The organism is Bradyrhizobium sp. 2TAF24 (genome assembly GCF_052115025.1).
Classification (GTDB): Bacteria; Pseudomonadota; Alphaproteobacteria; order Rhizobiales; family Xanthobacteraceae; genus Bradyrhizobium_A.
The window spans coordinates 37,942-50,884 of the sequence record NZ_JBFRFW010000016.1 but is presented as its reverse complement, the minus strand read 5'-3'; the positions used below and the strand labels follow the sequence as shown (position 1 = coordinate 50,884).

The window sequence follows — 12,943 nt, the reverse complement described above, 5'->3', positions numbered from 1 at the left end:
CGTCAACGTGTCAAGGATGTGACGTGCCTGCCGCGGCAGGCACCACCCTACAGCGGTATCCCCATCATCTTTGTCAGGCGCTCGACGTTCAGGTAGCCGGCCTTGTAGGCCCACAGACCGGCGGTGAACAGCGCCAACGAAATCAGCGTGGTCCACAGCAGCTTCCTGGCCATGCGCGGCAACACCGGCGCGCCGGGATCGGAGCCCGGTGCCGCGGAGGTGCCCTCCTCGACCTGGCTGCGCACGCCGAACGGCAGCACCGCGAACAGCACCACCCACCACAGCACGAAATAGATCGCAATCGCGGACGAGATCGACACGGAACGTCAGGCCTGCTCGATTTCGACAAGAGCACCCGAAAAGTCCTTCGGGTGGAGGAACAGCACCGGCTTGCCATGGGCGCCGATCTTGGGCTCGCCGTCGCCCAGCACCCGCGCGCCCTCGCGCAGCAGCGTGTCGCGCGCGGCGATGATGTCAGGCACCTCGTAGCAGACGTGGTGGATGCCGCCGTCGGCATTGCGCTCGAGGAATTTGGCGATCGGCGAGGCATCGCCATAGGGCTGGATGAACTCGATCTTGGTGTTCGGCAGCGTCGCGAACACGGTGATCACGCCATGCTCCGGCAGCGGCACCGCCTCGGAGATCTCGGCGCCGAATGCGATGCCATAGATCTTCGCGGCCTTCTGCGCATTGCGCACCGCGATGGCGACATGGTTGAGACGGCCGAGCATGACATCCTCCCTGTTGCTTGCTGACGAGCACCGGCCACCAACGCGCCGGAGCCGCGTCGCAGCCTAGACCATCAAGACATGCACGACGCAGAGGGGCTTCTTGCCCCACTGCTCGGCGATCGAGGCGCGCACGGCGCGGCGAATCGATTCCGACACGGCATCCGCGTCCCGCCGGCGGGCCCGCGGCAGGTTTTCGACCGTCGACACCACGAGATCGAACACCTCGTCGGCGATCACCTCACCCTCGGCATTGTTTTCCGGAATACCCATCAGATCAACTTCGGGATCGTCCGCGAGCTCACCCTTCTCGGTCAGCGCGAGCGCGACGAACGCGCAGCCGGCAAACGACATCCGCCGCCGCTCGACCACGGCGCGGGCCTTCTGGTCCTCGAGCAGTTTGCCGTCCTTGTAGATGCGCCCCGACGGCACATCGTCGATCACGGCCGGATCGCCGGGTCCGAGACGCAGCAGATTGCCATTCTTGCAGGTGATCACCTTGGGCACGCCGGCGGCGCGGGCGAGCTTGGCATGCTCCGACAGGTGCAGCGCCTCGCCATGCACGGGGATAAGCACCTGCGGACGCACCCAGGAAATCATGTCGCGCAGCTCGTCGCGGCGCGGATGGCCGGAGACGTGGACGAGATGGGTGCGGTCGGTGATGATCTCGACGCCCTGCTCGACGAACGAGTTGATGATGGCGCCGACCGCCTTCTCGTTGCCCGGAATGGTGCGCGAGGAAAAGATCACGCAGTCGCCCCTGTTGAGGGTGACCAGCGGGTGGTCGTCGTTGGCGATGCGGGCGAGCGCTGCGCGCGGCTCGCCCTGGCTGCCGGTGCACAGCGCCAGCACCTTGTCCGGGGGGAAATGGCCGTAGTACTCGGCGCTGCGGAACTCCGCGACGCCGTCGAGGTAGCCGGTCTCGCGCGCCACCTGCACCACACGCTCCATGGCGCGGCCGACCACCACGACCTCGCGGTCGGCGGCCCGCGCCGCGTCGGCCACGGCGCGGATACGGGCGACGTTGGACGCAAAGGTCGTCACGGCGACGCGCCCCCTGGCCTGCTTGACGATCGCAGTGATCGCCGCGGCCACCTCGGTTTCCGACGGCGAACGGCCGTCGCGCACCGCGTTGGTGGAATCGCCGACCAGCGCCAGCACGCCCTCGTCGCCGAGTTCGCGCAGCCGCTTCTCGTCGGTCGGCTTGCCGATGATCGGGGTCGGATCGATCTTCCAGTCACCGGTGTGCAACACGGTGCCGGCCGAGGTGCGGATGGCGAGCGCATGGGATTCCGGGATCGAATGCGCCACCGGAATGAACTCGACGTTGAACGGACCCAAGTCAATGCGCCCGCCCGACGGCACGACCGTGACAGGAATCTCCGGCGCGTTGCGCTCCGCGGCGCATTTCGCCTCGAACAGGCCCGCACTGAACGCGGTGGCATAGATCGGCACCCGCAGCCGCGGCCACAGGTCGATGATGGCGCCGAAATGGTCCTCGTGGGCGTGGGTCAGCACGATGCCGACGAGGTTCTTGCGCTCCTGCTCCAGGAAGCGGATGTCGGGCATCACGAGGTCGATGCCCGGCAGGTGCTCCTCGTCGCCGAACGACACGCCGAGGTCGACGGCGAGCCAGCTGCGCTGATGACGGTTGCCGATGCCGTAGATCGACAGGTTCATGCCGATCTCGCCGACACCCCCGAGCGGCGCGAAAGTCAGTTCGTCGGGTCGCGCCATCATGTAGCTCCTGACGAGGCGGCCGCCCCGAAATAGACATCGCCGGCGGTCACCGGCACCTTGGCCCCATCGTCCGTGACCACGATCAGGCAGCCGGTGTCGTCGATGGTCTCGAAACGGCCGGTCAGCGGCGCGCCCCCGGTCCTCACCGACACCGGCTGGCCGAGCCCGGAAGCCCGTTCCAGCCACTGCCGGCGGATCTCGCCGAAGCCGCGGCCGTTGTCCCAGACCGCGCGCAACCGCGCCCAGGCCTCCGACAGCGCGCCGAACAGCTCCTCCGCCCCGACATGAATGCCGAGCGCATGCAGCGCCGCCGCAGGGTATGGCGTGCCTTCGGGCGCCGCCACCACATTCACGCCAATCCCGACGACGACAGCGAGCTGCCGCGACGCAACAAGCTCGGCCTCGAGCAGAATGCCGGACAGCTTGCGGCCGCCGGCCAGCACGTCATTGGGCCATTTCAGCGTGAACACGGTGTCGGTCGAGTCCGGCGAGCGCAGCCGTGCCTCGACGCTGACCGCCTGCAGGGCCTGCTCGAGCGCGAGCCCGGCGGCGAACCCCAACGTCGCGGCAACCGGCGGCGCAACGTCGATCACCTCGACGACGCTGGCGGCGAGGTTACCGCGCGGCGAGATCCAGGCCCGGTCGCGCCGGCCGCGGCCGGCGGTCTGCTGCGGCGTCACCAGCCAAAGCGGCCCGCGCTCACCGGCGCGGGCCCGTGCCAGTGCTTCCGCATTGGTCGATCCGATGCTCTCGAACGCCTCTAGCCGGTAACCTGCCGAACGGGCTGCGGGACCGAGCGCGAACACCATCTCAGAACAAGGACTTCGCCGCGGCCGTCGCCACGCTCACCAGCGGCGCCGGATAGGCGAAGAACAGGATGTTGAAGGTGCCGGCGATCGCCAGCACGGTGCGCAGCTCGCCGCGGACCGGATCGACCGCGCCGACCGGTTCGTCGAAGTACATCGTCTTGATGATGCTGAGATAGTAGAACGCGCCGACGACACTGGTCAGCACGCCGATCACCGCCAGCGTGAACAGGCCGGCCTTGATCGCCGCCAGGAACACATAGAACTTGGCGAAGAAGCCGGCCAGCGGCGGAATGCCGGCGAGCGAGAACAGCAGCATGGCGAAGAAGAACGCCAGCAGCGGGTTGGTGCGCGCGAGCCCGGCGAAATCCGAAATGTTCTCAACGACTTGGCCGTTGCGCTTCATGGCGAGGATGACCGAGAACGATGCCAGCGTCATCGCCACGTAGATGGCGATGTAGATCAGCACGCCCTGTGCCCCTTCCGGCGTGCCGGACGCAAGGCCGACCAGTGCGAAGCCCATGTGGCCGATCGAGGAATACGCCATCAGGCGCTTGATGTTCTTCTGACCGATCGCCGCGAACGAACCCAGCGCCATCGACGCGATGGCGACGAACACCACGATCTGCTGCCACTGGTGGGTCACGCCCGGGAACGCGGTCAGCGTCACGCGGGTGAACACCGCGAGCGCGGCGACCTTCGGCGCCGAGGCAAAGAACGCCGTCACCGGGGTCGGTGCGCCCTCGTAGACGTCCGGCGTCCACATGTGGAACGGCACCGCGGAGATCTTGAAGCACAGGCCCGCGAGCAGGAATACGATGCCGAACACCACGCCGGTGCTGCCGCCCTTGGCGGCGGCCGCGATGCCGGCAAAGCTGACCGTGCCGCTGAAGCCGTAGATCAGCGAGGCGCCGTACAGCAGCATGCCGGACGACAGCGCGCCGAGCACGAAGTACTTGAGGCCCGCCTCGGTGGACTTGGCATCGTCACGATGGCTCGCCGCCACCACATAGAGCGCCAGCGACATCAGCTCGAGGCCGAGATAGAGCATGATCAGGTCGGCGGCCGAGATCAGGATCAGCATGCCGACGGTCGACAGCAGGATCAGGATCGCGAACTCGAACATCCGCCGCGACGGCACCGACAGGAACTCACGCGACAACAGCAGCGTCGTGCCCGAGCCGATCAGTGCCAGGATCTTCAGGAAGCGTGCGAAGTCGTCGACGACGAAGCTGCCATTGAACGTCACGAGCTTGCCGGACGGCAGCCACAGCACCAGCGCACCGGTCAGGACCAGCAGAAGCAGCGCAAGCCAGCCGATCGCGCCCGTGGTCTGCGGGCCGCGATAGGCACCGATCATCAGAAGCAGCATCGCCCCAAGCGCCAGCACGATCTCCGGCACGACGGGAAGCAGGGAATATCCGGCGAAAGTCATGAGGTTCAATCCCGATCCGTCGACACGGTCATGGCAGCGCGGCGGCCTTCACGGCCGTGATCGCCTGGCTGTAATTGGTCACGAGTTGCTGGACCGACGCCGACGACATGTCGAGCACCGGCTTGGGATAGACGCCGAACAGGATGGTCAGCGCCACCAGCGGCATCAGGATCACGCCCTCGCGCAGGGTGAGGTCCTTGATCGAGGCCAGCGACGGCTTGGTCAGCGCGCCGAACACCACCTTGCGGTAGAGCCACAGCGCATAGGCCGCCGACAGGATCACCCCCAGCGTGGCGAAGAACGCGGTCGCGGTGCTGACCTTGAACGTCCCCAGCAGCGTCAGGAATTCGCCGACGAAGCCCGACGTGCCCGGCAGGCCGACATTGGCCATGGTGAACACCATAAAGGCGAAGGCATAGAGCGGCATGCGGTTGACGAGGCCGCCATAGGCCGCGATCTCGCGGGTATGCAGGCGGTCGTAGACGACGCCGACGCACAGGAACAGCGCGCCCGACACGATGCCGTGCGACACCATCTGGAACACGCCGCCGGCGACGCCCTGCGTCGTGCCCGCGAAGATGCCCATGGTGACGAAGCCCATATGCGCGACCGACGAGTACGCGATCAGCTTCTTGATGTCCTCCTGCATGAGGGCGACCAGCGAGGTGTAGACGATCGCGATCACCGACAGCGTGTAGACCAGCGGCGCGAAGTCATGCGACGCCAGCGGGAACATCGGCAGCGAGAAGCGCAGGAAGCCGTAGCCGCCCATCTTCAGCAGGATGGCGGCGAGGATCACCGACCCCGCGGTCGGCGCCTCGACGTGGGCGTCCGGCAGCCAGGTATGCACCGGCCACATCGGCATCTTCACCGCGAACGAGGCGAAGAACGCCAGCCATGCCCAGGTCTGCAGGCTGCGCGGCACCGCGGTGTGCATCAGCGTCGGGATGTCGGTGGTGCCGGCATTCCAGTACAGCGCCATGATGGCGAGCAGCATCAGCACCGAGCCGAGCAGCGTGTAGAGGAAGAACTTGAAGCTGGCGTAGACCCGGCGCGGACCGCCCCAGACACCGATGATCAGGAACATCGGGATCAGGCCGCCCTCGAAGAACAGGTAGAACAGCACGAGGTCGAGCGCCGAGAAGGTGCCGACCATGAGCGTTTCCAGCACCAGGAACGCCATCATGTATTCGCGCACCCGCACCGTCACCGACTTCCAGCTGGCGACGATGCAGAACGGCATCAGGGCGGTGGTCAGGATGACGAACGGCAGCGAAATGCCGTCGACGCCCATGTGGTAGTTGATCGCCTGGGCGAGCCAGGGACCCTTCTCCTCGAACTGGAAGCCGGCTTGCGTGGCATCGAAGCGCCAGACCAGCACCAGCGACACCGCGAAGGTGACCAGCGTGGTCCAGAGCGCGATCCAGCGCGCATTGCCCTTGGCGGCCTCGTCGTCGCCGCGGCTGAGATAGACCAGGATCGCGCCGAGGAGCGGCAGGAAGGTGACGACCGATAGAACGGGCCAGGTTGTCATTATTGGCCCCCGAGACCGAAAATGAACCAGGTGATAAGACCCGCGACGCCGATCAGCATCGCGAAGGCGTAATGATAGAGGTAGCCGGTCTGCAGGCGGACCGCGCCACGGGTGATGTCGAGCACCCGCGCGGCGACGCCATCCGGGCCGAGCCCGTCGATGATCGCGCCATCGCCCTTCTTCCAGAGGAAAGTGCCGAGCCGCTTCGCCGGGCGCACGAACAGGAAGTCGTAGAGCTCGTCGAAGTACCACTTGTTGAGCAGGAAGCGGTACAGCAGCGGATGGTCGTTGGCGAGCTCGACCGGCAGGTACGGCTTGCTGATGTAGAACACCAGCGCCACCACAAAGCCGATCGCCATCATCGCCGTCGGCAGATAGGCGACAGCCTCGGGGATGTGGTGCATCTCATCGAGGATGTGGGGCTTCATCTTCAGCGACTCGCGGAAGAACTCCTCGACGCCATGCCCCGCAAACAGCTCCACGAACGGATAGCCTGCGAGGATCGAGCCGGCCGCCAGCACCGCCAGCGGGATCAGCATCACCAGCGGGCTCTCGTGCGCCGCGTCGTAGTGCTTACGATCGTGCGGTTCGCCGTGGAACGTCTTGAAGATCAGACGCCAGGAGTAGAACGACGTCAGGCCGGCGGCGATCACGGTCGCGAGGAAGGCATAAAGCGCGAACGGGTTGTGGGCCACGAATGCCGACTCGATGATCTTGTCCTTCGAGAAGTAGCCGGCCGTGAGCGGGAAGCCGGTCAGCGCCAGCGTGCCGATCACCATCACGCTGTAGGTGAAGGGAATGCGGTTCTTCAGGCCACCCATGTTGCGGATGTCCTGCTCGTGGTGCATCGCGTGGATCACCGAGCCCGAGCCCAGGAACAGCAGCGCCTTGAAGAAGGCATGGGTGAACAGGTGGAAGATGCCGACCGAGTAGGCCCCTGCCCCGAGCGCGACGAACATGTAGCCGAGCTGCGAGCAGGTCGAGTACGCGACGATGCGCTTGATGTCGTTCTGCACGAGGCCGATGGTCGCCGCGAACAGCGCCGTGGTGCCGCCGATCAGCATGACGAAGGCCTGAGCCGTCGGCGCCAGCTCGAACAGCGGCGACAGCCGCGCCACCATGAACACGCCCGCGGTTACCATGGTCGCGGCATGAATGAGGGCCGAGACCGGGGTCGGGCCTTCCATCGCGTCCGGCAGCCAGGTGTGCAGCAGGAACTGGGCCGACTTGCCCATCGCGCCCATGAACAGCAGCAGGCAGGTCAGCGTCAGCGCGTCGAAGTCGTGGCCAAAGAGATGAATGGTCTTGCCGACGAGGCCCGGCGCGGCGCCGAAGATGGTGTCGAAATCGGTCGACCCGACCAGCGCGAAGATCGCGAAGATGCCGAGCGAGAAGCCGAAGTCGCCGACGCGGTTGACCACGAACGCCTTGATGGCGGCGGCGTTGGCCGTCGGCTTCTGGAACCAGAAGCCGATCAGCAGGTAGCTGGCGAGACCGACGCCTTCCCAGCCGAAGAACATCTGCACCAGGTTGTCGGAGGTCACCAGCATCAGCATGGCGAAGGTGAACAGCGACAGGTAGGCCATGAACCGCGGCCGGTTCGGGTCCTCGTGCATGTACCCGATCGAATACAGGTGCACGAGCGCCGACACGGTGTTCACCACCACCAGCATGACGGCGGTGAGCGTATCGACGCGCAGCGTCCAGAAGACGTTGAGTTCGCCGGAGTTGATCCAGGGCAGCAGCACGACGCGGGCGTCGTGGTGCCCGAAGCCGACGTCGACGAAGGTCACCCAGGACAGCGCCGCCGAGATCAGCAGCAGCGCGGTGGTGATCACTTCGGCCGCGCGCGAGCCCGCCGCCGGCGGCTCGACCGGGCCATGGTCGTCATGACCATGGTCGTCGTGGCCGTGATCGTCATGCGCCGCATGGGCATGAGCGCCGTGGGCGTCGCCGTGATCCATGTCGTCACCGCTCGGGTTGCGCGCATGCGCCCCGAACAGCGCGATCAGACCGGCAAGGATCGCGCCCAGCAGTGGCAGGAAAACAATGGCCTGAATCATCCGCCGTCAGCCCTTCATCAGATTGATGTCTTCGACCGCGATCGAACCGCGGTTGCGATAGAACACCACCAGCACGGCCAGGCCGATCGCCGCTTCCGCCGCCGCAACGGTCAGAACCAGCAGCGCGTACACCTGCCCGACAATGTCGTTGAGGAACGTCGAGAACGCCACCAGGTTGATGTTGACGGCGAGCAGGATCAGCTCGATCGACATCAGGATGACGATGACGTTCTTGCGGTTGAGGAAGATGCCGAGAATGCCCAGCGTGAACAGGATCGCGGCGACCGCGAGATAGTGTCCGAGCCCGATCGTCATCGCACCCACCCTTCCGCATCGGCGTCCTGCAGGCCCTGCCCCGGCGCCACCTTGCGCACCTCCATGGCGAGCGCCTTGGTGCGGGCGTTCTGCACCGGGATGCTCTGCCGCTTGACGTTCGCCTTGTGGCGCAGCGTCAGCACGATGGCGCCGATCATGGCGACCAGCAGCACCGCACCGGCCAGCTGGAAGTAATGCACATACTTCGTATAGAGCACGAGGCCGAGCGCCTCGGCATTGGACACGTTCGCCGGGATCGGCGCCGCCACGGTCTTGGTCAGCGTCGGGCTGATCACCCAGCCGCCGGCCACCAGCAGCAGTTCGGCGAGGAAGATCGCACCGACCAGCAGGCCGACCGGCAGGTACTCGATGAAGCCCTGCTTGAGCTCGGCGAAGTCGACGTCGAGCATCATGATCACGAACAGGAACAGCACCGCGACCGCGCCGACATAGACCACAATCAGGATCATGGCCAGGAACTCGGCGCCCATCAGCATGAACAGCCCCGCGGCGTTGACGAACGCCAGGATCAGGAACAGCACCGAATGGACGGGATTGCGCGCGGCGATCACCATCACGGCGGAGGCGACGCAGACCCCCGCGAACAGGTAGAAGAAAAGTGCCGGAAGGATCATTCTGTCACCTCACCGGTACGGCGCATCGAGCGCGATGCTCTTGGCGATTTCACGTTCCCAGCGATCGCCGTTCGCGAGCAGCTTGGCCTTGTCATAGAAAAGCTCTTCACGGGTCTCGGTGGCGAACTCGAAGTTCGGCCCCTCGACGATGGCGTCGACCGGGCACGCTTCCTGGCACAGGCCGCAATAGATGCACTTCACCATGTCGATGTCGTAGCGCACGGTGCGGCGGGTGCCGTCGTTGCGCCGCGGGCCGGCCTCGATGGTGATGGCCTGCGCCGGACACACCGCCTCGCACAGCTTGCAGGCGATGCAGCGCTCTTCCCCGTTGGGGTAGCGGCGCAGCGCATGCTCGCCACGGAAGCGCGGCGAGATCGGGCCCTTCTCGAACGGATAATTCAGCGTCGGCTTCGGCTTGAAGAAATAGCGCATGGCGAGAAAGAACGCCGAAACGAATTCCTTGAGCAGCAGCGAACGGGTTGCGGTTGCGACACTCATCACAGCCTCACTAGCGGCGCGACGAACTGCAGGAACGCCGCGACAATAACCACCATGGCCAGCGAAATCGGCAGGAATACCTTCCAGCCCAGCCGCATCAGCTGGTCGTAGCGATAGCGGGGCACGATCGCCTTCGCCATCGCGAACAGGAAAAACATGAACAGCAGCTTGAGCACGAACCAGATCACGCCCGGCACCCAGGTGAACGGAGCGACCGGGAACGGCGGCAGCCAGCCGCCCATGAACAGGATCGCCCCCATCGCACACATGGTGGCGATGGCGACGTACTCGCCGAGCATGAACATCATGTACGGCGTCGAGCCGTATTCGACCATGAAGCCGGCAACGAGCTCGGACTCCGCCTCGACGAGGTCGAACGGCGGCCGGTTGGTCTCGGCCAGCGCCGAGACGTAGAAGATCACGAACAGCGGCAGCAGCGGCAGCCAGTACCAGCCGAACAGGCCGAACCGGGTGTTCTGCGCCTCGACGATCGCGGTCAGGTTCAGCGAGCCGACGCACAGCAGCACACAGATGATGACGAAGCCGATCGAGACCTCATAAGACACCATCTGCGCTGCCGAGCGCAGCGCGGCGAGGAACGGATACTTCGAGTTCGACGCCCAGCCGGCCATGATGATGCCGTAGATCGACAGCGACGAGATCGCGAAGATGTAGAGCACGCCGACATTGATGTCGGCGATCACCCAGCCGAGATCGACCGGGATCACCGCCCAGGCGGCAAGCGCCAGCACGCAGGACACCAGCGGCGCGAGCAGGAACACACCCTTGTTCGCGCCGGCCGGGATCACCGGCTCCTTGAGGACGAACTTGAGGAGGTCGGCGAACGACTGCAGCAGGCCCCATGGGCCGACCACGTTCGGGCCGCGGCGGATCTGCACCGCCGCCCAGATCTTGCGGTCGGCGAGCAGGATGTAGGCGATCCCGACCAGCAGGACGACCAGCAGCAGGACGCTCTCAGCCACCATGATGATCAGCGGCCACAACGTGCTGGTCCAGAATTCGGCGAAGGTCATCGACTTACTCCGCTGCGGTCAGAACGCGGCCCGCGGCGAGGCGCGAACACTCGGCCATCACGGCGGACGCCCGGGCGATGGGATTGGTCATGTAGAAATCCTCGACCGGCGAGTGGAAACCGGCCTTGTCGATGCTGCCGCCACGCGACGCCAGCGTGCGAACCCCGGCGGCATCCGCCGGCTCGATCTGGCCGACCCGCATCAGGTGCGGCACGGCCTTGAAGATGGCCTGGCGCAGCGCGCCGAGGGAGTCGTAGGGCAGCCGCGCGCCGAGCACATCGGACAGCGCGCGCAGGATCGCCCAGTCCTCGCGGGCATCGCCCGGCGGGAACGCGGCGCGGGCCGCCATCTGCACCCGGCCCTCGGTATTGACGAACAGGCCGCTCTTCTCGGTGTAGGCCGCGCCCGGCAGGATGACGTCGGCGCGGTGTGCGCCGCGGTCACCATGGGTGCCGATGTAGACCACGAAGGCGCCGTCGGCGACCTTGACCTCGTCGGCGCCGAGCAGGAACAGCACGTCGAGCGCGCCGGCAGCGGTCATCCGTGCCGCGTCGAGACCGCCCTCGCCCGGCATAAAGCCGATGTCGAGCGCGCCGACGCTGGACGCCGCCGACTGCAGCACGGCAAAGCCGTTCCAGCCGTCCTTGAGCGCGCCGATGTCGACGGCGAGCTTGGCCGCCTGCGCCACGACGGCCGCACCGTCGGCCCGGTCGATCGCGCCCGCGCCGACCAGCACGATCGGTGCCTTGGCATTCCTGAGCACCTCGGCGAAAGCGAGCTTGCCCGCAGCGAGCTCGGCCAGGGTATCGGCGCCGGCGCCAAGATAGTCATAGTTGTAAGTCAGGTCGGCCTTGTCGCCGATCACCGCGACCTTGAGCTGACCGGTACGCCAGCGCTTGCGGATGCGGGCGTTGAGCACGGCCGCTTCCTTGCGCGGGTTGCTGCCGACGATCAGCAGCGCGTCGGCCTGATCGAGGCCGGCGATGGTCGGGTTGAAGATGTAGGACGCCCGCCCCGCCTTGCCGTCGAACGCGCCATGCTGGGTGGCGAGGTTGGCCGAGCCGAGCTTGCCGAGCAGCTCCTTCAGCGCGAACATCTCCTCCACCGCGGCGAGGTCGCCCGCGATGGCGCCGATGCGCTTGCCGTCGCGGCCCTTCGTCTTGGCGGCGATGGCGGCGAACGCCTCCTGCCAGGTGGCCGGGCGCAGCTTGCCATTGTCACGCAGGTACGGCCGGTCGAGGCGCTGGGTGCGCAGGCCATCGACGACATGACGGGTTTTGTCGGAGATCCACTCCTCGTTCACCGCCTCGTTGACGCGCGGCAGGATGCGCATCACCTCGCGGCCACGGGTATCGATCCGGATCGCCGCGCCGACCGCATCCATCACGTCGACCGACTGGGTCTTGCCGAGCTCCCAGGGCCGCGCGGCGAACGCGTAGGGCTTGGAGGTCAGCGCGCCCACCGGGCAGATGTCGACGAGGTTGCCCTGCAGCTCGGAGGTCAGAGCGCTCTCGAGGTAGGAGGTGATCTCCACGTCCTCGCCGCGGCCAGTCGCACCCATCTCGGGCACGCCGCACACCTCGGTGGTGAAGCGCACGCAACGCGTGCACTGGATGCAGCGGGTCATCGACGTCTTGACCAGCGCGCCGAGATACTTGTCCTCGACGGCGCGCTTGTTCTCGGCGAAGCGGCTGGTGTCGACACCGTAGCCCATCGCCTGGTCCTGCAGGTCACACTCGCCGCCCTGGTCGCAGATCGGGCAGTCAAGCGGATGGTTGATCAGCAGGAACTCCATCACGCCCTCGCGGGCCTTCTTGACCATCGGCGAGCGGGTTGAGACCTCCGGCGGCTCGCCGTTCGGACCAGGCCGGCAGTCGCGCACGCCCCAGGCGCAGCTCGCCACCGGCTTCGGCGAGCCCTTCACCTCGACGAGGCACATGCGGCAGTTGCCGGCGATGGACAGCCGTTCGTGGTAGCAGAACCGCGGAATTTCCGCGCCGGCGGCCTCACAGGCCTGCAGCAGCGTGTACTCCGCCGGAACCTCGATTTCCTTGCCGTCGATGAGAAGCTTCGTCATTGCCTCACGACTTCCTCAACTTGCCGACCGGCGCGCTCGCGCCGGCCTGTTGCAACCGTGTGCTTGATCATGATCGCC

The 12,943-nt window shown here is 66.3% G+C and carries 12 protein-coding genes; all 12 read right to left on the bottom strand.

Features of this window, described 5'->3' with window-relative positions; translation table 11 throughout:
- Window positions 1-47: 47 nt before the first annotated feature.
- Window positions 48-320 (bottom strand): DUF1467 family protein, encoded by a 273-nt coding sequence (locus AB4Z37_RS23635; RefSeq protein ID WP_441519190.1) that lies wholly within the window; start codon window positions 318-320, stop codon window positions 48-50.
- Between the two features lie 6 nt (window positions 321-326).
- On the bottom strand, window positions 327-731 hold the full coding sequence (gene mce, locus AB4Z37_RS23630) for a methylmalonyl-CoA epimerase (protein WP_441519189.1): 405 nt from the start codon (window positions 729-731) through the stop codon (window positions 327-329).
- Between the two features lie 63 nt (window positions 732-794).
- Window positions 795-2,465: a ribonuclease J gene (locus tag AB4Z37_RS23625; protein ID WP_441519188.1), complete on the bottom strand. Its 1,671-nt coding sequence runs from the start codon at window positions 2,463-2,465 to the stop codon at window positions 795-797.
- Complete coding sequence (locus AB4Z37_RS23620) at window positions 2,465-3,277, bottom strand: biotin--[acetyl-CoA-carboxylase] ligase (RefSeq protein WP_441519187.1); 813 nt, start codon at window positions 3,275-3,277, stop codon at window positions 2,465-2,467. Before AB4Z37_RS23620 ends, AB4Z37_RS23625 begins: the two co-directional genes overlap by 1 nt.
- Window position 3,278: 1 nt before the next feature.
- Window positions 3,279-4,709: an NADH-quinone oxidoreductase subunit NuoN gene (nuoN, locus tag AB4Z37_RS23615; protein WP_441519186.1), complete on the bottom strand. Its 1,431-nt coding sequence runs from the start codon at window positions 4,707-4,709 to the stop codon at window positions 3,279-3,281.
- Between the two features lie 28 nt (window positions 4,710-4,737).
- Window positions 4,738-6,243 (bottom strand): NADH-quinone oxidoreductase subunit M, encoded by a 1,506-nt coding sequence (locus tag AB4Z37_RS23610; protein ID WP_441519185.1) that lies wholly within the window; start codon window positions 6,241-6,243, stop codon window positions 4,738-4,740.
- Window positions 6,243-8,306 (bottom strand): NADH-quinone oxidoreductase subunit L, encoded by a 2,064-nt coding sequence (nuoL, locus tag AB4Z37_RS23605; RefSeq protein ID WP_441519184.1) that lies wholly within the window; start codon window positions 8,304-8,306, stop codon window positions 6,243-6,245. The genes AB4Z37_RS23610 and nuoL overlap by 1 nt, the downstream gene beginning before the upstream one ends.
- A gap of 6 nt (window positions 8,307-8,312) precedes the next feature.
- Window positions 8,313-8,621: an NADH-quinone oxidoreductase subunit NuoK gene (nuoK, locus tag AB4Z37_RS23600; RefSeq protein ID WP_441519183.1), complete on the bottom strand. Its 309-nt coding sequence runs from the start codon at window positions 8,619-8,621 to the stop codon at window positions 8,313-8,315.
- On the bottom strand, window positions 8,618-9,256 hold the full coding sequence (locus AB4Z37_RS23595; RefSeq protein WP_441519182.1) for an NADH-quinone oxidoreductase subunit J: 639 nt from the start codon (window positions 9,254-9,256) through the stop codon (window positions 8,618-8,620). The genes nuoK and AB4Z37_RS23595 overlap by 4 nt, the downstream gene beginning before the upstream one ends.
- 9 nt (window positions 9,257-9,265) lie before the next feature.
- A complete protein-coding gene (gene nuoI, locus AB4Z37_RS23590; RefSeq protein WP_211970560.1) occupies window positions 9,266-9,754 on the bottom strand; it encodes an NADH-quinone oxidoreductase subunit NuoI in 489 nt (162 codons plus the stop codon).
- Window positions 9,754-10,788 (bottom strand): NADH-quinone oxidoreductase subunit NuoH, encoded by a 1,035-nt coding sequence (nuoH, locus tag AB4Z37_RS23585; protein ID WP_441519181.1) that lies wholly within the window; start codon window positions 10,786-10,788, stop codon window positions 9,754-9,756. The genes nuoI and nuoH overlap by 1 nt, the downstream gene beginning before the upstream one ends.
- Before the next feature lie 4 nt (window positions 10,789-10,792).
- Window positions 10,793-12,865, bottom strand: a complete 2,073-nt coding sequence (nuoG, locus tag AB4Z37_RS23580) for an NADH-quinone oxidoreductase subunit NuoG (RefSeq protein WP_441519180.1) — start codon at window positions 12,863-12,865, stop codon at window positions 10,793-10,795.
- Window positions 12,866-12,943: the final 78 nt, after the last annotated feature.

Bases quoted from the DNA above. Each gene is read 5' to 3' on its own strand.
- nuoI (WP_211970560.1), bottom strand. From the start codon at position 9,754: ATGAGTGTCGCAACCGCAACCCGTTCGCTGCTGCTCAAGGAATTCGTT.
- AB4Z37_RS23595 (WP_441519182.1), bottom strand. From the start codon at position 9,256: ATGATCCTTCCGGCACTTTTCTTCTACCTGTTCGCGGGGGTCTGCGTC.
- nuoH (WP_441519181.1), bottom strand. From the start codon at position 10,788: ATGACCTTCGCCGAATTCTGGACCAGCACGTTGTGGCCGCTGATCATC.
- mce (WP_441519189.1), bottom strand. From the start codon at position 731: ATGCTCGGCCGTCTCAACCATGTCGCCATCGCGGTGCGCAATGCGCAG.
- AB4Z37_RS23610 (WP_441519185.1), bottom strand. From the start codon at position 6,243: ATGACAACCTGGCCCGTTCTATCGGTCGTCACCTTCCTGCCGCTCCTC.
- nuoG (WP_441519180.1), bottom strand. From the start codon at position 12,865: ATGACGAAGCTTCTCATCGACGGCAAGGAAATCGAGGTTCCGGCGGAG.
- nuoK (WP_441519183.1), bottom strand. From the start codon at position 8,621: ATGACGATCGGGCTCGGACACTATCTCGCGGTCGCCGCGATCCTGTTC.
- nuoN (WP_441519186.1), bottom strand. From the start codon at position 4,709: ATGACTTTCGCCGGATATTCCCTGCTTCCCGTCGTGCCGGAGATCGTG.
- nuoL (WP_441519184.1), bottom strand. From the start codon at position 8,306: ATGATTCAGGCCATTGTTTTCCTGCCACTGCTGGGCGCGATCCTTGCC.
- AB4Z37_RS23620 (WP_441519187.1), bottom strand. From the start codon at position 3,277: ATGGTGTTCGCGCTCGGTCCCGCAGCCCGTTCGGCAGGTTACCGGCTA.
- AB4Z37_RS23625 (WP_441519188.1), bottom strand. From the start codon at position 2,465: ATGGCGCGACCCGACGAACTGACTTTCGCGCCGCTCGGGGGTGTCGGC.